The sequence below is a fragment of the Natribaculum luteum genome (assembly GCF_023008545.1).
GTDB classification, from domain to species: Archaea; Halobacteriota; Halobacteria; order Halobacteriales; family Natrialbaceae; genus Natribaculum; species Natribaculum luteum.
The window spans coordinates 17,716-37,100 of sequence record NZ_CP095398.1; the positions used below are offsets into that span (position 1 = coordinate 17,716).

Genomic DNA, 19,385 nt, shown 5'->3' on the forward strand with positions numbered 1-19,385 from the left:
GAGAACGAGTTCTTGGCTGTGACGTGTCCAGCGTTCCGTAGTGGCACCAACCTGTAGGTCTCGCCGGAGTGTCTTTCGTCAGATCGCCCGAAAGTCGCACGCTGAGTGGTCGGAGTACGACTCAACGCCGTTGTATGACAGAGTTCCCTAGCCGGCTTGGAGTCGGACATTCGTACTGTTTCGGAGGCGTGGTTCGATCACGACGCCCATACCTCCGTCGAGCTGTTCGTCTGTACGTGCCCGTTGGCCTACTTTCGATTCGATCCTCACGATCGCTATGCGAACTCGACACGCTATGAGATGGCCACCCTCTTTCGCGTGTTCGTGCTGAAAGAACTCCACGGGTGGGACCACGAGACAGCACTCGTCGAGTACCTCGATCGTCGATCTGATATGCGTGAACAACTGGGTATCGAGCCGATTCCCGATCAGTCAACGCTGTGGCGAAGCTGGCACACACACGCTTCACGACTGATCTCCGCGAGACTATCGAGACGGTTGCTCGAACGATCCTCATCACCGCCCAGAATGCGGGCATCACAGTCCCGCGTGAACCGGATCGAACGCTCCGGCACCACGATACTGAACCCGGTCAACCGGACCCAGACAATAGGGCCGTTCTCGAGCAGGCGAGCGAGATCACCGACCACGTCAGCCGCATCATCCTCCCTGCTTTCTCGCTTAATCGTAGTGAGGGCTGTGAGATCCACGAGAATGCGTACTGGGACTTGCGAACGTATTTTGATTTGCGAGCAAATCTCGCCGCGAACGAGGGAGCTCGCAGTTTCATCCACGAGTCGACTCGTGACCGAACCCCGCTAGGGCACGCGCATCGTGACCATCTTCGTGATCTCTCGTTCGAACAGATTCGAGAGATGTACCGGCAGGCAGTGGGCCGCATCTTAGAGGAGGTCGCAGCGACGGAGGCGTTCTATCGTACCGGAATCGTGGCGATCGATATCACTGAAGCCGATCCCTTCACAGGCGACCGCAAGGGCCACGAGGACGAGATTATCGGGACGAAGGGGCAGACCGACGAGTACGTTTACCAGTGGGCAACAGTCCAGTTGGTCGGCAACGCTGTTCCACTGGTACTCGATGCACGGCCAGTTCGGCGGGGTGAGTCACGGAAGGAAATCGTCGAGGACTTGCTCGATTCGGCTGAGGACCTCGTTCACGTCGAAAACGTACTGATGGACCGTGAGTTCAATAGTCAGCACGTTCTGGAGATGATCAGCCAGCGCGGGCTTTGATACGTGGTCCCAAAGCGGATGCAGACGAGTGAGAAGGCCCAGGCCAAGCGGTTGCTCCAACGGGGCCAGGACCGATACGAGACCGACCGGAAGCTGCACCTCGGGAAGAACGAATGGCACCAGACCACGCTGATCTACCGCCGGAAAGAGAATCCAGAGCACGACGATCACCGGCAGTACTCGGTGTTTATGACGAATAGAGGGAGTGGACACCTCACAGAGTATGGCTACAGGTGGGAAATCGAGAGCGGGATCAACTTCCCATGACTGGAGGGAGTCTTGGACTACTGTACTTTGATTCTGGCAGCGCGACGCAGTAGACGGATTGTGATCGAACCTAATAGAACGTTGAATCCAACGAGAATGACTACTGCGGGCACGACCGTGTTCCAGATTCCACCGAATGCCGTCATCTCGAAGACCGTCATCACGTCCTGTCCCAGCATGATAGCACGGACGCCGTCGACACCGTACGTGATCGGGTTGAACACGGCGACAGTTCTGATCCATCCCGGGAGTACGCTGAGAGGGAGGAAGGCGCTCGAAATGAATACCAGCGGGAACGTGAGCAGGTTCGCGAACATGATCGTCGCCTCCTGATCGCGGGAAACCAGGGCAACGATGTTCGAGTACGCCATGAACGCGCCGCCAAAGATCACCGTGACGAGAACGACGCCGAAAATACCAGCGGCGCCGGTACGGAGGTACTGATCGAACGCTGCGCCATCTTTGAGAACCAATAGTAGATATCCAAGGAGGAGAATTATCACCGTCTGGACGACGATTCGGGCCACCTCGGACAGGACTTTGCCGAAGAACATGGCCGACCGGTTCATCGGCGAGACGAGCATCTTCTCGAACATTCCCTCCTCCATATCGTCGACGAGTCCGATGCCGGAGGTGGCTGCCGACGAGAGTGTGGACATAATGATGATAGCCGGAGACAGATACGTGACGTAACTGATGTCGGGGCCAAGCGCCGTCGCGAGCGCGCTGCCGGCGATCGCCCCGAATACCTCGACGAACAGGACGAAGAAGATGACCGGTTGTACCAGCGACGTGAATATGACGTAGGGGTTTCGCAAGTTCTTGACCAGCCACCGCTTGAAACTGATGCGAATGTCAGCTGTTACGCTGTTGCCTGATGCTTCCTGTGCGGTGTCGTTCACGACAAGACCTTCGTCAGCCGAGTGACTGCTCATGTCGACACCTCCTGAGCGGAGAGCGACGCCATACCTGTGTCTGCCCTGCCAGCGGTGTCGGACGAGTCGTCCGTCAGCGCGAGGAAGACATCGTCGAGCGTGGGCGAGCGAACGTCGAAGTCGCTGACCGAAACGCCTGCGTCGTCGAGGGCAGCGAAAAGATCGCTTGCAGCCTCGCGGGCCCGCGCCGACCTGACGGTGAATCCGTCCTCGGTCGTTCGTATCGTTGGTTCACCGAGTGTTTCGATGCGACGAACGGCCTGCACGGCGCGTTCGATTCGGTCTTCGACCGGATTATCGAGTGCAATCTCGAAGACGTCCGTCCCAAATTCGGACTTGAGTGTGTCCGGCGATCCAGTTACGATGATCTGCCCGTCTTGGAGCAGGGAGAGTCGGTCACACAGTTGGTCGGCTTCTTCCAGGTACTGCGTCGTGAGGAACACTGTCGTCCCTTGCTCGTTGATCCGTTCGAAGTAGTTCCAGAGGCGCAATCGTGCTTCTGGATCGAGACCGGTCGTTGGTTCGTCGAGAAAGACCACCGGGGGGCGATGCACCAAGACACTCGCGGCATCCAGTCGCTTTTTCATCCCGCCGGAGAACTTCTCCGACCGCGTGTCAGCGACGTCCTGCAGATCCACCAGATCAAGCAGCGCCTCGATGCGGTCCTCGCGCTGGTCTCCCGGAACGCCGTACAGTTTACAGGCCAACTGGAGGTTCTCTCGCGGCGTCAACTCTCTGTCGATACTCGTTTCCTGGGCCATATACCCGATTGATCGCCGGACCTTCTCGGGCTCCGTCGCGGTGTCATAGCCATTGATTCGTACCGACCCCTCCGTTGGATGCAGGAGTGTGACGAGCGATTTGATAGTGGTCGTCTTTCCGGCTCCGTTCGGCCCGAGGAAGCCGAAGAACTCGCCGTTCTCGATGCGTAAGGAGACGCCACGAACTGCCTCGGTTCCGTCTTCGTAAGTGACAGTGACGTTCTGCGCGTCAATTGCGAGGTCTGTTTCCTGAGACTGGTTGGCGGCATTCTGTTGTAGGTGTGTTTGTCGGCTCGTCATCGCACTGTATCGTTTCAGTCGGGACTGGGTAGCGCCTTCTCGAATTGGTGGTGCTCTTTATAAATCCGCCCTTGCAGCAGGTACCGGTGATCATCTCAATCGCCATCTCCATTATCGTTGATATAAACCGGTTGGTATGGGAATTGTCGCTGAATTCAAAATCTATTGCGATGCGCTCCCCCTCGTCGACGTAGTCGCTGCAGTACCCGAAGCGAGGGCGATTCTCAATCTCCAATACAATCACGGCAAGCGACCATTGTTCCTCATCACGGTGAATGGCGGGTCCGAGCAAACACTCGAGACAGCACTCACTGACACGTACGACGTAGGGGACTGGACTCAGATCGGGCAGGCCGGTGATACCAGCCGGTATCAGATCCAACCGGCACTCAGTTTCGAGGAGCAACTCGGGGACGATATCGACGATCTTGCTGGACTTGAAGAGCTAGCCACAGCAGATGCGTTCATCGACCGGATTAAGGTCGAACCGGATGGCTGGCGACAAACAGGCTGGTTCGCTGACCGAGAGGAACTCAGCAAATTCTCATCGTTCTGGCAGCACAACGCTGACTTTCAACTGGACCGTCTCAATCGGGACGAGACGCCAGAACCGCCAGGGGAAGGGCTAACTAACCGGCAATACGAGGCACTCCGGATTGCTTACGAGCGGGGGTACTTCGAGATTCCGAGACAAGTCTCACTCGAGGAGATCGCTACGGAGTTGGATATCACTGCCTCGTCGGTAACAGAGCGGTTGCGTCGTGCTCAAACACAGCTCATCGAGGAAATAGTAGCGACGACGTGGCCGACGCTCCCTGAGTCAACCCAGTAGCAGCGGGAGTACAGTCTCAGGAAGCAGACTCTGAGATCTCTTGAAGCCACCACAGAGAAGTTAACAGATATTTCCGATATCGGCGACCGGACCGATGGGCATATTATCGGTACTTCCCGACTGGTGTGAGAGCTGGAGCTAAAGCGTTGGTCTCATGAGGAAGATGTCTGGTTGAGTGAATGTGTTCAGTATCCCTCAGCCAGACGGTGTTCTTTCGGATTCGGACGTGAAAGATTTAGCGGAAGACGTCATCTGCCAGCTCCCCTTGCCAGGGATCGAGGGCTCGCCCCTCGATCCCGGCGATATCTGGGTTGTTGTCATTCTTGCAGCAGTCAATCAGACGTCCATCTGGGAGACGTGCAAGGACAACGACAACGCTGCCTGTGATGATACTGTCATGGACTGGCTCCATACGCTCAACCGAGAGTGGCTTGAGCGGGTTGCTAACCGCCTTCTCAGGGAGGTGGCGATGACGATCCTCGACCCTGATCGGTCGAGGATCGTCTCCATTGACTTCGTCGATAACCCCTACCACGGAACGTACGCCGATGAAGAAGGTGAACTCTGCCGCATGCACGCGAAAGACGGAACAACGACGTGCCACCGGTACTGCACGGCGTATCTCGTCTCGAACGGAAAGCCAGTGACGCTGGCGATGACGTACGTCCGTAGTGATGAGAAAGAGGCCGACGCGGTCGAGCGCGTCCTCGACCGCGTCGAAGCCTATCCCTTCGAGATAGAGCTTCTGTTGGCTGATCGTGGCTTCTACAACGAACGTATTCTGCGCCGCTCACGGGAGATTGCTGCGACTGTCGTTCCCGTCCAAAAGAAGGGCAAGCGCATGAGGAAGAAGCTGGATACGCACTGCTCGTACATGACAACCTATCGGATGTACAAAGGCCGCGAGCGGGAACTGGAATTCCCGCTCGCGGTCGCTGTATCATATCACGCCGGAGATCGCGGGAAAAGCGGCGAGGTCGTTCGAGGCTATGTGGCGTGCGATCTGGCCGATCGCACGCCGAAACAAGTCGAACGGCTCTATCGAAAACGGTCAGCGATCGAAACGAGCTACCGTGTATTTCGCCAAGCACGAGTGGTAACGACGACACAAGACCCAATCATCCGCTTCGCGTTCGTCCTGGTTGGATTCCTGTTGGAGAACCTCTGGCTTGTGCTTCGATGGGCGGTCGTCGCCCGCCCCCAGCGGGGCGGGCGCGACCTGCCCGAGGAATTCACGTTCAAGACCTTCTCTGACTGGATCAGACATGCATTAGAGGAAGAGCTAGAGCGGAGTTGGGAGATCGAGATGAACGGAACAGGTGTGCCAGAAGCATACGCGCCGGCCGCGGGCTGACGCCAGCCCGCGGCCGTGGGCAAGCTCCTGGTGAGCAACAGCATTCGCCTAGAACAGCGTATCTCAGCCTTCTTACTTCACTTCTCCTCATCCGTGGATTCTATTTCCTGTTCACTCAGTTACCACACCGGCATTCGCTCTGTTCGTCCATGACTCAGCACAGTTCACGAAGCGACGTTCGGGAAGTACCGATTATGGTAGTTACGTAGAAAATCCAAACGAGCGGCATATGACCCGGCGACTGGTCGGTCGGCCGTATTTTGTACCTCTCCCGCGTCCGGCCGCAAATTAGGCCGGATAGCTGCAGCACCCGGGTCGCTTCGCTACGGACTCCGTAGTTGCAACGTCGCCCCACCGATCATCCACGTAAATGTCGCTCGCCACCACGTCCTCGAGACGTCACGACCAGGACGGAAAAAGAGACGTATCGATACACAGCACTGACCGACCTCGGTGGACACATCGTAAGCAGCCACCACTAGGACAACCCCACGTAGCCTCGTTTGCCCGAACTCGAGGTGTTGGAGCGATGAGTGAGTACAGAGAGACGTCCAAAGCCAGCGAAGGTGAGTATCCGCCACTCTGGCAAAATCGAGATTTTCTGCGGTTTTTCTTTGGGCAGTTCGTAACGAACGCCGGAGATAGTCTCTACAGTGTCGCTATCCTGTGGGCGGTCTTCGAACTCAGCGGGTCGACGTTCCTCACTGGGGTTGCGAACTCGCTGTTGCTCCTCCCATTCCTGCTGCAAATCGTTGCCGGACCTCTCGTTGACCGGCTCCCATTGACCTCCTCCACGCCCTGAAGGTCGTGGAATCCCACCATGGGATTTCGGCCTCTCGCTGGGAGGCCTTCACGGTTTCAAGACGCATACGCGCTCGCATCATCTACCTCGTCCCCGCAGTGCCAGTTTCGCTCTGGTTGCTAGACTCAGTATCTGCGAGCGTGTCTTGTGGCCCGGTCAAACAGGCCCCATCCCCGCCAGAGTCATCGCCAGCCACCTTCTCACTCGAATCCGAGTGCGTTTGGGGCTGGCTCTCTCCAGCGGGGTCGTATCTATCCGCAATATTGAGCGCGGCGTTGATATCCGCCTGATACTCAGACACCCAACACTCCTCGTTCGTACACTTGAACGTGCCCTGTCGCGGGCGATAGCCTTTCTCGCCACACGCGTGGCACGTCTTCGACGTGTACGCTGGTTCGACGGTCGCCACGGGAATCCCGTGTTCGGTCGCTTTGTACTCGATTTGGCGAGCAGTGGATCTGCTCGTGCAGGTCGATTGAGGGGTGAATATGAACATTCACCGATCGTGACGGCGGATAATACACTCACGCTGCTGAAGAAGAAAACCGGAATTGGGTAGAGAGGCACTCGGTCTGAGTTAGCCCGGTGGCTGAGTGGCTACACTACCAGACGTCTTCGAAATTCGACGATATAGTTGGTAGTACAACAGGAAAGGATGGTTGAGAGCTGATCTGGTGCTGTTCTCGATTACTGATTCGGCCGAAACCACACATCACAGGCCCGCTAAACCTGCTGTAGTCTCAACTTCTCAACGGTCTGGTAGTTGAGACCGATCATCTCAATGCATACGCCTCAAGGCTTCTCTGCTCAGTCGTTCAGAGTTGGTCGATCGGCTTGTTGATGATCTTGAAGACTTCGCTCGCCCGGTAGAACCGATTCCGGTCTTTGCCGGTGAGTTCTTCGAGTATTCTATCATCTTCGAGCTGCCCGATCAGTCGGTTGGCCGTACTGTATTCGACATCCAACCACTCGGCCGCCGTATTCACGTCGAGGTACGGATCTTCGAAAAGCCGCATCACCAGTTCCAGAATGTTCATAGACCGCTCGTTCTGGTAGCGCTGTTGATAGTCTTCTCGGAGGTCGACTAGCAGGTTGGCCCGCTGGTGGGCCTCGTCTGCTTGCGACTGCACGCCACGCAGGAAAAACAGGAGCCACTCTTCCCATTCACCGTGCTGACTGACTGCCAAGAGATGATCGACGTACGCTGAACGTCGTGCGTTGAAATAGGAACTCAGGTAGAGATACGGCTCGGGCAAGAGACCATCTCGTTGCAGAAGGAGACTGATCAATAGCCGCCCGAGTCGTCCGTTCCCATCGAGAAACGGGAGAATCGTCTCGAACTGGTAGTGGATCAGCCCGATTCGGAGAAGTGGATGCAGATTTGTCTCTTGGTTCGCATACTCGAGCAAGTCTTCGAGAAGGTCGGGGATCTCGTTCGGGGGCGGCGGCACGTACCTGGCGTCTTGGATGTATGGCGTACTGCCGATAAAGTTCTGAGTCGTACGGAGTTCTCCTGGGTCAGCCTCATCCCCACGGACACCCGAAAGCAACCGGTCGTGCATCTCGCATAGCAATTCGACGGTGATTGGATCGCCAGCTGTGATCGCATCCAATCCGTGCGTCAGCGCGTATAGATAGTTCACGACTTCTTGGGTTCCCTGCTGTCTGTCTTCACCGATGAGGGCCTCCTGTCCTGCCTCATAGGCGTAGATATCCGAGAGAGTAGCATGTGTCCCCTCGATTTGGGAGGATTCCAGCGCTTCTTTTCGGATGAACGGCTCGATAAGGATTTCTCTCGAGCCGACACGTGGACCAATGCCATGGAGTCGACCGAGTGCCTGTGTTGCCTCCGCTAGCGGCGTAATGAGCTGTTCAGTATTGATTGAGGGCGGAAGCGGGTCAGGTCGAAATGCCGAATACGTCCCCTTCGATGTCGTCGTGGGAATGATCTCACCGGGTGCTGCCTCGTCGAAGTCATCTCGCTCCATTAGTGGTATCCCTACGAATATGCCCGCCACTATTGGTATTTTTGGTGCTAAATCAAAATAACTGTCTGGCTGATTGCGCTGTTACAACTACTCAGGATCTTTGGGGACAGGTTTGGAGGCACATATCTTTTCGCTGGTTTTGCGGGGGGAACACCTGCTCAGAGTGTCTGCGTACTTACCGACCATCTGCACACCTCTCTTTAGCTGAGGGATTCTGTAGAGTCCCTCGAATAGGTACCATCACCGAGTAACCTGTCTAGACCCATCTGCCGGGAAGAGAAGGCACGTATCACTCCCATCCTCCGAGATTGTGGGAGTTGAGACTAAACTGGGTTTAGGAGGCCTATGATTCGTGATTCGGCTGAGCCGAGAAGGCTTGACGCGCATGCACTGAGACAGCCGGACTCCATTACTGCCGATTCCCCTCAGATTTATAATTATTCAATAAATTCCTTATGCCGTGAAAGAGTCAATTCCGCGCCGACGATTTCTTCAATTTGGGACTTTGGGCATTGCCGGTCTCGCCGGGTGCTCTACCCGTGATGATTCGGGAAGCGAACAACCAACGGACACTCCATCTTCTACGCCATCGGTAACCCAGAACGCTACATCAGCGGAGCCATCAGAGACCGATCAACCAACAGAGACACCAGATTCGCTAGACATCCTAGATCACGAAAACCTAGTGGGCGCGCACTACTATGCGTGGTACCGCGGTGAGGATGGATTTGCTGGCCAAGGGTTCGGCGGTGACCAATCAAATGGATGGCTTTCGCAAACGCCTGGAGTGCCCGAACTGGGAGCATATGATTCACGAAATCCTGACGTGGTAAATCAGCATATGCGCTGGAGCCTGGAACATGGCATCAATTGGTGGATAATCACTGTTGGGGGACGAAATACAGCAACACACGAAGCGATTACTGATGTGATTTTTGAGGCCGATTTGGCTGATCATATGGCATTTACCATACTCACCGGGTTTGTTCCCTCTCAGCAAAACGAAAAGGGTCAATATGATCTTGACGACCCCAGTCTCCAAGAGAACCTACAAGAATTTGTGAAGTTCTGGAAAGACGAGTTCGTCTCTGATTCGAATTATCTTCACCTTGATGGTCGTCCGACTCTCTACTTTTGGGATTCTGAAGCGTACGTCGGTGGTGTAGTAAATAAATTTAAAGAATCATTTGAAAAGCAACAGGTTGACCCATACGTTATTGGCGGCCCGAAATATTACTCACAGCCGGCAGCCATGGGAGATAAGCACGAGATCTATGATGCAATTCTCGATTACCACGGCATCTATCCAGATGATGAGTATATGCGTAATTATCGGGACTTGATTGTTAATCGCCATCGACGATGGCGGGTTGCAGCTGATGTGTACGACCTCGACTTTATCCCCACAGTTACACCGGGTTACAATACGTCAGCACGGACATCTGAGATCGGTTCCGGTGCGTTTTCGACCTTCCTTGACCGCAGTCCGGAAGCATTCCGAAATGAATGTCGCTCCCTCAGTGGGCTGGGGGATAGAAATGCGACAGTAGTGACGTCATTCAATGAGTGGCCAGAGTATTCAGTAGTCGAACCGACGGTATCGGAGGGTACGACATTTTTGGAAATCATCGGCGAAGAGCTCACCTCTCAGTCGGATACACCTCTAAGCACAGACAAATTCACTCGTGTCAGGATTGATTTCAACAAGACAATCACACCAGATTCTGCTGACGATCGCAAACTTGCGTTCATGTGCCGTTCTATTATATTGGGGACAAGAACGGGAACTGTTGATCTAGACGTCGGTTCTGTCGATGAATCCTTTATTTGTCTTTCCGGGAGCTATGGGCCGGAATCCGATTCGAACTCCACTTTTCGATGGTTTGGGGGGGCAAACTCGAAAACAGAGCTATTTGTGAACCAGGGAGATATTGATCAAATACGATTCGCTGGCAGAGCACCTGCTAATAATATTCAAGCGGTAATTAGTGTCGAAGATGAGGAGATCGGCACCGTAGAGTTTGGAAGAGGGGATGGCGTTTATTCGACTAGTTAAGGGCGATAGGCTCTGTAGAAACTCTATTGGTTTGATGCCTTCTCGCTGAAACAGCCGTTAGTTAGAATGCTTGTCTAATATTTCCCGCCATAACTGATTGTTGCAAGAGCCCTATTACAGTATCAATAGCATAGATGAAAGAGGAGTAACAAGACCGTCTTTATTACTTATCACATTATCCGGGCTGGGTGTGGTTGGATTTGTGATTAGCAGTAGCCCAAAACAGTTCGAACTCTCAGGGCTCCGAGACAAACTCTACGTCCCCTTTGGTGACGATCCCTGAACCTAACACATCTCTAAACTCCTCAACGACGAGCCCGGTGACTGGTTGTTCGCGCCCGTTAATGAACAGTGCTTCGCGGCCGGAACGCATCTCGACATTGCGAATCCTGCAGTTCGAAATCGGGCGATTGATAGCCTTTATCCTGAATCCGAAGAATTCCTCTACCTCTTTGGGAACAGAAACCTCCTCGATATCGACATCTGACCCGTAGATGTCGAAAAGGGCATGGCCAGGGAACTGGGTTTCTGCAGTCTCAACATCCAGCGTGATGTCTGAAATCGTCGTTTTCTCTACGGAGACATCTGTCGCCGGATTCCCGATCTCAATTACGTTCGGCGTGTAGCCCACGGGACTAGTTATCGTGAGCCCTTCAATAGTCGTTTCAGGTTGTAGGACACGAACCCGATGGCTCAGATCGTCTTTCGGCGGACGGATTTCGACGTTTCTAATCGTGTTACCACGGCCTTCTCCGTCCGGCCGGAAGACGATTGGTGACAGTGGCGCAATTGCTTCGAGATTCTCGCGCCCAGCTGCCTCATCGAACGGCGTCCGTTTGGTGTCTTCAATCACCAACCCCGAAACCGTGTTCTCGACTGCTGTATGGTTCGGCGTCGAGAACACGATTCCTTCCCGGGCGAACCCGCTTGCCCGAATGTTCTGCGCTCATTGGTCTTTAGCTAAGCCTCAGCAGCCGGTTGGATGGTAGTAGCGAGCTGTTCTTGCAGGATTGGTCGTTGCCTGTGGATCTTCTGAGCGTCTTCGATCAGTCGTTGTAGCAGTGGCGGCGGTGAGTAGGCGAGATACTCTCTCAGTTCGCGGAGGATGAGCTGGGCGTGCGACCGAAAGGTCGCCGCCCAGCGTTCCGGCGGAAACACGATCCCATCATCAGCGTGCTCTATGACCAGACCGAGTAAATCACGACTCACGACCAAGGATAACAACGCTGCGTACAGCAGAATCTCTACGATGTGCTTCTTCGTCGTGTCGAACTCGTCCAGTTCGTACTGCGTCTTCAGTTCACGGAACAACAGCTCTACTTCCCATCTACATCGGTAGATCGTCGCTAGATCGGCCGGGAGAAACTCTTCCCGAGAAAGGTTCGTGATGTACAGATGGTAGTCGTCGGCGTCCTCGTTGCGGACGCCGACGACGCGGAACCGTTTCGTATCACGTGACTGCGTGCCCGCGTACTCTCGTCGGTCAAACTCGACCTCGACTTCCACGTCGATGTACTTCCGGGAGAGATCATCCACGATGTCGAAGATCTTCTCGCCTTCTAAGGGAATGGCGCGGCCGCGCCATTCCCGTAATTCCTCCGTTACAACCGGGTTCGCGCTCTTTTTCAGTCGGCTCACGAAGTAGCCGTCGTTCTCGTCGATCAACGCGAACCGCCGGTACTTGAAATAGGCGAGGTCGAAGATCGCTAGCCGTCCTTCCAGCCACGATCCTGTGTTAAACAACGTGCTGTCGTGGTTTTCTCGTCTGTGACGTTGAAATGTTCGACTGTCTGGTCAGTGACGTTGTGGAGCAGGTGGAGCTTCGCTCCAGCCTGCTCCTCGTGACGTGCTTTGTACGCTTCAGAGAGCAACTCGTGCAACCGCAGGACGGTTCCATCAGCGATCATCACGTCTCGAAACCGGTCGAACTCATCAGAGACGGTGTGAGGGACAGCGACCTCGTCGAACCCGTATTCGACGAGGTCGCGGAGGTACTCTGCGAGCGTCGGAGTCAACCGCTGGTAGAAGCCGCCCGGAGAAAGTGACTCGTCAGCGGTAGAGTTGTAGGTACGTCTGAAGGCCGCAAGCGTTCGGCTTTCGCCTGCGGCGAAGCCGAACGCAAACGACCAGACAAGTGGCGGGAGCTGAAGCTTCCCCTCGCGCTCGACCACGCCGACGGCATCGGCGTGGTCTTCGAGCGCTTCAGAGGGAAGGAGGTTAGTGAGACGGCGTTCAATGTGACGTGAGGAGGTTTCGGTGTGCACAGCTGTCACCTCCTCATTCCTTCCGAAAAGCAACTCCGATAAGCCGCCGCTGTCATGCGGTTCTTGGCTTAGCTAAAGACGGATGGTTCTGCGCTGTACACTCCTCAGCCCGAGCGAAGTAGAGCCAGTGATCAACCGCTGCGTTGGCGAGTGTAGCGGAGTTGATCTGGCACTTGACCCCACCCAGAACGATATTTGATCGTATCGTATCGTGAACGTGTACGTTCTCAACGGTCGTCCGCTTCGGTTTCACCCCCTCGCTAGACTCATGAATCAGAAGACCGTGACTGTGGGGGGCGTCTGGGAATGGTTTGATATCTCGATTATTCGCTTCATTCCCGTGAATTTCGAGGTCACGAACTGTTACATCGTCATCTCCACTCCGAACCGCGACGACAGAATGGGCTTCCTCATGGAGACCTCCCGGGAGTGTAAACACGGTTTCTCCTGGCCCTGCACCAGCGAGCGTCACTCCTTCAGTCACTCGAACAGGCCTGTCTTCGATGGGGTACGTACCTTTCGTGACATCGACTGTTCCGCCTGGTGCCACCGTCTGAATCGCAGTTTGAATTGCCCGCCGGGCGTTCGTGTCTTCGGTGAGGAGTGTCTCGAACTCGGCAGACACAAGTTGAACGACCCCATCGCCATGTTGAACCCGGACAGTCGAGACATCTCGCTCGGTTGTCGTCGTATCGTCTGTCGTGGATGGCTCCGTCTCGGTGGCCGTCGTTGAGTGCTCTGTCTTTGATGGCTGGTTTATCGACCGGGTAGCCTGTTGATCGGTCTCGTTGTTTTCTCGGGTACAGCCCGCTATCCCGGCTAACAGGGACCCCATCCCTATTGAGAGGAAGTGACGTCTGTCCACACGGCCTCTTATTTCAGATGGTTAATCAATTTAATGATGAAGTACTAGATACTACTACAGGGGCTCCTCATCGCCCTGTCCCAGACAATTAAATCAGGAATAGCGGGTGGGATTGTTTCCATACTCTCGATTCGATAGATGGATTATCGCCCATAGTCATAGATTAGGTTGACATTGGCCAGAATACTGGATAGTTCCTCTATATCGAGCAGTTAGACGAATACTTGAGCGTGTCGTGGTCAACCTCTCGTCGTGGCTCCAACCCGTGAGTCTCGCCGTACCGTCTTCCGACAGATCGCCCAGCTATCCTACATCGACTGGCCCACGTACAAGTCGAGTCCACTGTTCGATCGCACGTCACTCCCCGGATTAGAGTCGGATGTTCGTCTCGTTGCGAAAATATGGTTCCAGCTTGACGATCACGATGGCGTTGATCCATTCATCCACGCAGTGCCGCTCGCATACGTTCAGTTCGATGCCCATGACCGATACGCAGGCTCGACGAGCTACGAGATGGAGACACTATTTCGCCTGTTCCTGCTGAAAGAATGCCACGGATGGGACCACGAAACTGCCCTCGTCGAATACCTCACTCAGCACCCCGATCTCTGTGATCAACTTGGCTTGGAGTCGGTCCCCGATCAGTCCACGCTGTGGCGCAGCTGGCACCACCGATTCACAGCTACTCTCCAAGATACTGTTGAGACCGCAGCGCGAACCATCCTCATCAAAGCACAGAACGCGGGCGTCACGGTCCCACGCGAGCCGAACCGACAGAGTCGCAGACACTGTGACGAGGGTCGGGAATCGGACCCCGATGACCAGACCGTATTGAAACAGGCCGAGACAGTCACTGAGCAGATCGGTGATGTTGCGTTCCCAGCGTTCTCACTGGACCGTGGCGAGGGCTGTGAAATCCACGAGAACGCCTACTGGGGCCTCCAGACCCATCTCGGACTTCGCGAGAACTTGGCTGTCAACGAAGGCGCTCGGAGCTTTATTCACGAGTCGAACCGAGACCGTACACCACTTGGCCACGCCCATCGCGAGCATGTACGCGACCTCTCAATCGAACAGATACGGAAGATGTATCGCCAGGCGGTGAGTCGACTGCTGGACCGGGTAGCAGACACAGAGGAGTTCTTCCGGGCCGGCATCGTCGCCATCGACATTACCGAGTCCGACCCGTTCACCGGCGATAGGACGGACCACAAAGACGAGATTATCGGGACGAAGGAGAAAACCGACGAGTATGCCTACCAGTGGGCGACGGTCCAGCTGGTCGGGAATGCTGTTCCGATAGTCCTCGATGCGCGCCCAGTTTGGAAAGGCGACACGCGGAAGGAGATCGTCAAGGACCTCTTGGACTCGGCAGAGGCGGCTGTTCATGTCGATAATGTGCTGATGGACCGCGAGTTCGACAGCCAGCATATCCTGGAGATGATCAGCCAACGCGGCCTCTCCTACGTCGTCCCGAAGCGGATGCAGACCAGTGAGAAAGCGCAGGCGAAACGGCTCCTCAAGAAGGGAAAGGACCGCTACGAGACCGATCGGAAGTTACATCTCGGCGATAACGAGTGGCATTCGACGATACTGATCTACCGACGCAAAGAGAACTCCGAACACACCGATCATCGGCAGTACTCGGTCTTCATGACGAACCGAGGCAGCGGCCTGCTCACAGAGTACGAGTACCGATAGGAAATTGAGAGCGGGTACAAGTCGATCAAGCGGTTCATGGCCGCGACAACCTCGAAGAACTTCGGCCTGCGGTTCTTCTACTTCGCGTTTGCGTGTCTTCTGTACTCGATCTGGCGGGCTGTGGACCTGCTTGTGCAGGTCGAATTAACCGGTGAATACGAACGCTCGCCCATTTTGACAGCCGATAATACGCTGACGCTGGTGAAGAAGGAAACGGGAATCGGATAGTATAGCGGTACTCACCCCGTGGTAGCCCGACTCTGAGTGGCTACGCTGTCGAAAGTGGCCAAAATTCGCGTATATAGTTGAGATTTCAACAATATTGGCCGTTTGGAGAGCAATCTGAGTCAGATTCCGCTCTCCGATTCGGCCAAAACTGTGCATCACAGGCCCGCTATACCCACTGTAGTCTCAACTTCCCCAACGGTCGATTTGATATAGCAGTATGTGATATACACTTCTGGGATACCCCGCAACAGCATCCGTAGACGCCGAATTCGGGCAATATGTCGGTCTTGAGTGATGGTCGTGATTACTCTGATAATCACGATCACTTTTATGTTGGTCGACGCCCTCCCCGACACACGAACGATGAAATCACCTGAAATCGCCGTTTCACCCCGGTCGGAGGCTCGAGTCTTACAGGCTGTGCTCTTCGGAGGCGAGTATGTCTGAGCGGTCGGCACGGAGCAGCCTCGAGGAGTCGTTCGAGCGCTATCTCCAGGACAAAGGGAAAGGTCGGGGCGGCGACGGCGGAAACTACCGTCGGAACGCCGAACGCGAACTCGAGCGTTTCCGGGAGTGGACGCGAGGGGAACGCGGTGAGTACAACGACGGGATCGCTCCCGACGGCCGGAAACCGGAGTTTCGCGACCTCGAGACCGGCGTCTTCCGCGACTACGCACGCCACCTCGCCAGTGATCGTGGACTGAAACAGAACACCGTGAAGACGTACTACGCCTACGTCTCTGCGTGGTGTGGCTGGTGCGTCGACGAGGGCTATCTCCCCGTCCACTACGCGAAACGGGCGAGCGCGACCGAGCCGCTTCCGGACGACGACGGCCGAAAACCGGGAGATCAGCAAGCCTGGGACTCCGAGCAACGCCTCGCGTTCACGAGATACGTCGACGAACAGGCCAGAGAGGCCATCGAGGCGTACACGACGCTACCGGCCGAGACGGACCCACTGGACCGAAAACGAGCGCGATACGACGCCATTCGGGCAGCTCGAGATCGCGCACTCGTCTTCGTGATCGCCTTCACCGCCGTCCGGATCGGCGAACTGCTTCGCGATCCGAACGATCCTCGACGACGAGGAGTCAGGTGGGACGAACTCGACCTCGAGGAGGGCAGTATGGACGTCTACCGGAAGAAACAGCAGTGGGATTCGGCGAGCCTGCCCGATCCGGTGATCACGCCACTGCGGTCGTACAGACGCCTGCTCGACCCGCCGTCCGATCGGTGGCCGGTTTTCCCGACGTTCGACCAGCGAACGCTCGCCGAACTCGTTCGGAACGCACTCGAGGATCACGGGCTGAAACCGACCGAGATCGACGAGCGCCGCGAGGAGTATCCCCGTGATCTCCTGCTGGCGGTCGACGAGGGCGTTCGACCGCCGTCGTTGACGACGGACGGATCCCGGCGCGTGTTACAGCGGTTGACAGCCGACGCGGGCATCGACGTCGACCATCCCAAACACGACTATCTCGCTCCTCACGGTGGCCGCCGCGGAATGGGCGAAGTACTCGTCCGTGCGTTCGGCTACACGGTCGCGGCGCGGTATCTCGACAACAGCGAGGAGATGGTCCGCGAACGGTACTCACACATCGAGGCAGGCGAGCTCGGCGACCTCGCGACGGAAGCGCTCGGCGAAGTCGACGACAGGGTCGTTACGTCCACCAGTTCGGGCCCGTCGGAGAGCGATCGCTACTCGATCTGAAATCGATCGACGTGTCGCGTCACTCCGAATCGCTCGTGGATAGCAGCCTTCGTAGTAGCTTTCGCTACCTCGAGACAGCAGCTCCATACAGCCATCAATAAACTATTATATGCTATATCAATTTCGTCACCCTGACGTTGGGCAGTTTCACAAGACAGTGTCGTACCCGTTGCCATCGATGAGACGCCGAATTGACCGTCTCGCAGCAGAGTCAAGAATCGATACGATCTGATACGACGAACCGTGTTCAGAAAGTTCCTGCTTGAGCGATTGCTCGCCTGCATCTTGTCCATGCGGGCGGGGAACGACAGTGACGCACGACCACGGCGATGAATCCTCGTCTAGATGTTCAAGAACGCGTTGGCTCCCTCGTTTCAAATAGTGCTCACGGCTGCCCTCAGGCGGGTATTTGTTCGAGTTGACGTGGTTTTGAAGTTCGTGCTTGCAGACGTTTGTCGTTGTAAGGTGGATCGCGTCTTTCAGTCGTTTCCACTGAGTGGTGTTTGCAACCGCGATCAAGGAACTCGTATCAGCCAGTATCGGATAGCGAGCCTCACTCGCCATCGCTGCCCGTCAAGAATTCAGACGTGTCTCGTTCCATAGCCGCCTCGAACGACTCTTTCTCTTCTTCCATCCTATCGAGTTTCTCACCGAGAAGGACACGGGCCACGTCCTCGCCGATCTCACCACGACTGTATCGTTCGTACACCGCAATCTTGTCTTGTTCATCTAATGACTGTCGGAGCATTTCGACCAAGCCGACACGGGCGAGTTCGCTCACGTTGACGCCACCGATGTGAATCTCATCGAGGAGCTCCGCGGCCTCTTTTTCAGCTCCGGCACGGAACTGAATCGTCTTATCATAGCTTGACCCACTCATACGGTGACGTTCGGCGTGGAGAGTAATATATGTTATGACGTGTATTTACTTGTCATTACAAACGGTCGGGAACGTAGCACTACCATACAGGCCTCTCACTCGCAAAGGGTTCGGTTTGAGGTAGATGACGTGCAGAACCAATATGATCTAATGAAATGAGCGAAAGCTAGTGAACCCGTCCGTCGCCTCTGGTGCACAACTTCGGGATCTCAAATTCTACAAACCACCATACCGTTGACAGCCGTTACGATCGTCCTCAACGACCCCGTTGAGTATCGCGGCGCTCGTTATCTGTTGGCCTATTGCGTATTAGTTCGTCTATTATCGAGAAGGCGAGGCCCCGTTCAATTCTGGTCCATAAGTAGACTTATCTACAGCTGTTTCACCAAATCGCGACTCGAACAAACCATCGGAGAAGCTATTGTAGCTCTTCGACGAGCGCAGTCACCGCCTCGTCAACAAGATCACTGTCAAGGCGGCCCTGTCAGAAGTCGATGTCCTCGTGATCTATCGATTGGACGCCCCACGGGACGATCCGACTCTCATCCGGCATCCCACCACGAAGCCAACGCTCTTCAGGGATGTCGATGAGGCCGTCCATCCAAGATTTTGACGTCAACGTTAGCGCGATATACTGGTCGCCGTGGAACGGACGGCCTTCGTGGTTCGAGAGGATCAGCCAGGGCCGAGCGTCTTCCTCGCCTTTGAAGGGATCATCACCGTAGACGACGTCGCCCCGCTCGAAAATCGGTGTCTCTTCGTCGGTCACTGTTCGTCCTCGACGCTCGGGTGGGGTTCCTGCGGTGCGTGCTCGCGCCACGCTTCCTTGTCCTCTGTACCGAGTTGGTCGTTGAACAGAGCCGTTGCTCGTTCGTACCCGCTGTATCCGTCGAGGCGCTCAGCGTCGTCAGTCACCGCCCAGTACGTCGCCTTGTGTTCGACCAGACCACGGTCCTTCAACCGTGAGAGCGCGGTGCTGACTGCGCCCTCGTCGACGCCGATCTGGGAGGCGATTTCGCGGGCCTTGAACGCTCGATCCTGGTTGGCGGCGAGAAATCCGAGGACTTGATCAGGCACGGAGAGTTCTTCGAGCTCGTCTTCGCTCGTGTTCTCGAAGGTGTCTCGGTCGATGGACATCGTTGAATGGGGTACGTCATCCGCTGTAAAGAGTGTTAGGTGTGAAAGCTA

Annotated in this window: 12 protein-coding genes and 6 pseudogenes; 7 read left to right on the top strand and 11 right to left on the bottom strand. The window is 55.6% G+C overall.

What is annotated here, in order from left to right; translation table 11 throughout:
* Positions 1-40: 40 nt before the first annotated feature.
* Positions 41-1,505 (top strand): annotated as a pseudogene (locus tag MU558_RS18955) (transposase); the annotation flags it as partial.
* Positions 1,506-1,537: 32 nt separating this feature from the next.
* On the opposite strand, the gene MU558_RS18960 reads toward MU558_RS18955, so the two are convergent.
* Positions 1,538-2,455, bottom strand: a complete 918-nt coding sequence (locus MU558_RS18960) for an ABC transporter permease (RefSeq protein ID WP_246975802.1) — start codon at positions 2,453-2,455, stop codon at positions 1,538-1,540.
* Positions 2,452-3,516, bottom strand: coding sequence for an ABC transporter ATP-binding protein (locus MU558_RS18965; RefSeq protein WP_246975804.1), 1,065 nt, complete (start codon positions 3,514-3,516; stop codon positions 2,452-2,454). The genes MU558_RS18960 and MU558_RS18965 overlap by 4 nt, the downstream gene beginning before the upstream one ends.
* Before the next feature lie 136 nt (positions 3,517-3,652).
* On the opposite strand from MU558_RS18965, the gene MU558_RS18970 reads away from it, so the two are divergent.
* The 3 genes and pseudogenes from MU558_RS18970 to MU558_RS18980 all read left to right on the top strand — a co-directional run.
* A complete protein-coding gene (locus MU558_RS18970) occupies positions 3,653-4,348 on the top strand; it encodes a helix-turn-helix domain-containing protein (RefSeq protein WP_246975807.1) in 696 nt (231 codons plus the stop codon).
* Positions 4,349-4,529: 181 nt separating this feature from the next.
* Positions 4,530-5,702, top strand: a complete 1,173-nt coding sequence (locus MU558_RS18975) for an ISH3 family transposase (protein WP_246972190.1) — start codon at positions 4,530-4,532, stop codon at positions 5,700-5,702.
* A 529-nt stretch (positions 5,703-6,231) separates the two neighbouring features.
* A pseudogene (locus tag MU558_RS18980) lies at positions 6,232-6,486 on the top strand (MFS transporter); the annotation flags it as partial.
* A 100-nt stretch (positions 6,487-6,586) separates the two neighbouring features.
* On the opposite strand, the pseudogene MU558_RS18985 reads toward MU558_RS18980, so the two are convergent.
* Positions 6,587-6,949: pseudogene (locus MU558_RS18985) on the bottom strand (transposase); the annotation flags it as partial.
* Between the two features lie 370 nt (positions 6,950-7,319).
* On the bottom strand, positions 7,320-8,522 hold the full coding sequence (locus tag MU558_RS18990; RefSeq protein ID WP_246975809.1) for a Fic family protein: 1,203 nt from the start codon (positions 8,520-8,522) through the stop codon (positions 7,320-7,322).
* Between the two features lie 430 nt (positions 8,523-8,952).
* On the opposite strand from MU558_RS18990, the gene MU558_RS18995 reads away from it, so the two are divergent.
* Complete coding sequence (locus MU558_RS18995; RefSeq protein WP_246975812.1) at positions 8,953-10,548, top strand: glycoside hydrolase family 71/99 protein; 1,596 nt, start codon at positions 8,953-8,955, stop codon at positions 10,546-10,548.
* 235 nt (positions 10,549-10,783) lie between these two features.
* On the opposite strand, the gene MU558_RS19000 is transcribed toward MU558_RS18995, so the two are convergent.
* From MU558_RS19000 to MU558_RS19010, 3 genes and pseudogenes are all read right to left on the bottom strand, one after another.
* Positions 10,784-11,452 carry a hypothetical protein gene (locus MU558_RS19000; protein ID WP_246975814.1) on the bottom strand — a complete coding sequence of 223 codons (669 nt, stop codon included), beginning with the start codon at positions 11,450-11,452 and terminating at the stop codon, positions 10,784-10,786.
* Between the two features lie 56 nt (positions 11,453-11,508).
* A pseudogene (locus MU558_RS19005) lies at positions 11,509-12,812 on the bottom strand (IS4 family transposase).
* A gap of 52 nt (positions 12,813-12,864) precedes the next feature.
* On the bottom strand, positions 12,865-13,677 hold the full coding sequence (locus MU558_RS19010) for a right-handed parallel beta-helix repeat-containing protein (protein WP_246975817.1): 813 nt from the start codon (positions 13,675-13,677) through the stop codon (positions 12,865-12,867).
* A gap of 252 nt (positions 13,678-13,929) precedes the next feature.
* Here MU558_RS19010 and MU558_RS19015 point away from each other — a divergent pair.
* Together MU558_RS19015 and MU558_RS19020 are read left to right on the top strand one after the other, a co-directional pair.
* Positions 13,930-15,606, top strand: a pseudogene (locus MU558_RS19015) (transposase).
* Between the two features lie 439 nt (positions 15,607-16,045).
* Positions 16,046-17,317, top strand: coding sequence for a tyrosine-type recombinase/integrase (locus tag MU558_RS19020; protein WP_246975820.1), 1,272 nt, complete (start codon positions 16,046-16,048; stop codon positions 17,315-17,317).
* A 147-nt stretch (positions 17,318-17,464) separates the two neighbouring features.
* On the opposite strand, the gene MU558_RS23560 is transcribed toward MU558_RS19020, so the two are convergent.
* The 4 genes and pseudogenes from MU558_RS23560 to MU558_RS19035 form a co-directional block, all read right to left on the bottom strand.
* On the bottom strand, positions 17,465-17,881 hold the full coding sequence (locus MU558_RS23560) for a hypothetical protein (protein WP_486642008.1): 417 nt from the start codon (positions 17,879-17,881) through the stop codon (positions 17,465-17,467).
* Positions 17,871-18,197, bottom strand: coding sequence for a DUF8065 family protein (locus tag MU558_RS19025; protein WP_246975823.1), 327 nt, complete (start codon positions 18,195-18,197; stop codon positions 17,871-17,873). The genes MU558_RS23560 and MU558_RS19025 overlap by 11 nt, the downstream gene beginning before the upstream one ends.
* A gap of 418 nt (positions 18,198-18,615) precedes the next feature.
* A pseudogene (locus tag MU558_RS19030) lies at positions 18,616-18,966 on the bottom strand (type II toxin-antitoxin system PemK/MazF family toxin).
* Entirely contained in the window at positions 18,963-19,334 is a 372-nt protein-coding gene (locus tag MU558_RS19035; protein WP_008015529.1) for a MarR family transcriptional regulator, read from the bottom strand. The pseudogene MU558_RS19030 and the gene MU558_RS19035 overlap by 4 nt, the downstream one beginning before the upstream one ends.
* Positions 19,335-19,385 lie beyond the last annotated feature (51 nt).

Coding starts and splice junctions, on each gene's coding strand:
- MU558_RS18970 (WP_246975807.1), top strand. CDS start 3,653: ATGGGAATTGTCGCTGAATTCAAAATCTATTGCGATGCGCTCCCCCTC.
- MU558_RS19035 (WP_008015529.1), bottom strand. CDS start 19,334: ATGTCCATCGACCGAGACACCTTCGAGAACACGAGCGAAGACGAGCTC.
- MU558_RS23560 (WP_486642008.1), bottom strand. CDS start 17,881: ATGGCGAGTGAGGCTCGCTATCCGATACTGGCTGATACGAGTTCCTTG.
- MU558_RS19025 (WP_246975823.1), bottom strand. CDS start 18,197: ATGAGTGGGTCAAGCTATGATAAGACGATTCAGTTCCGTGCCGGAGCT.
- MU558_RS18960 (WP_246975802.1), bottom strand. CDS start 2,455: ATGAGCAGTCACTCGGCTGACGAAGGTCTTGTCGTGAACGACACCGCA.
- MU558_RS19020 (WP_246975820.1), top strand. CDS start 16,046: ATGTCTGAGCGGTCGGCACGGAGCAGCCTCGAGGAGTCGTTCGAGCGC.
- MU558_RS18965 (WP_246975804.1), bottom strand. CDS start 3,516: ATGACGAGCCGACAAACACACCTACAACAGAATGCCGCCAACCAGTCT.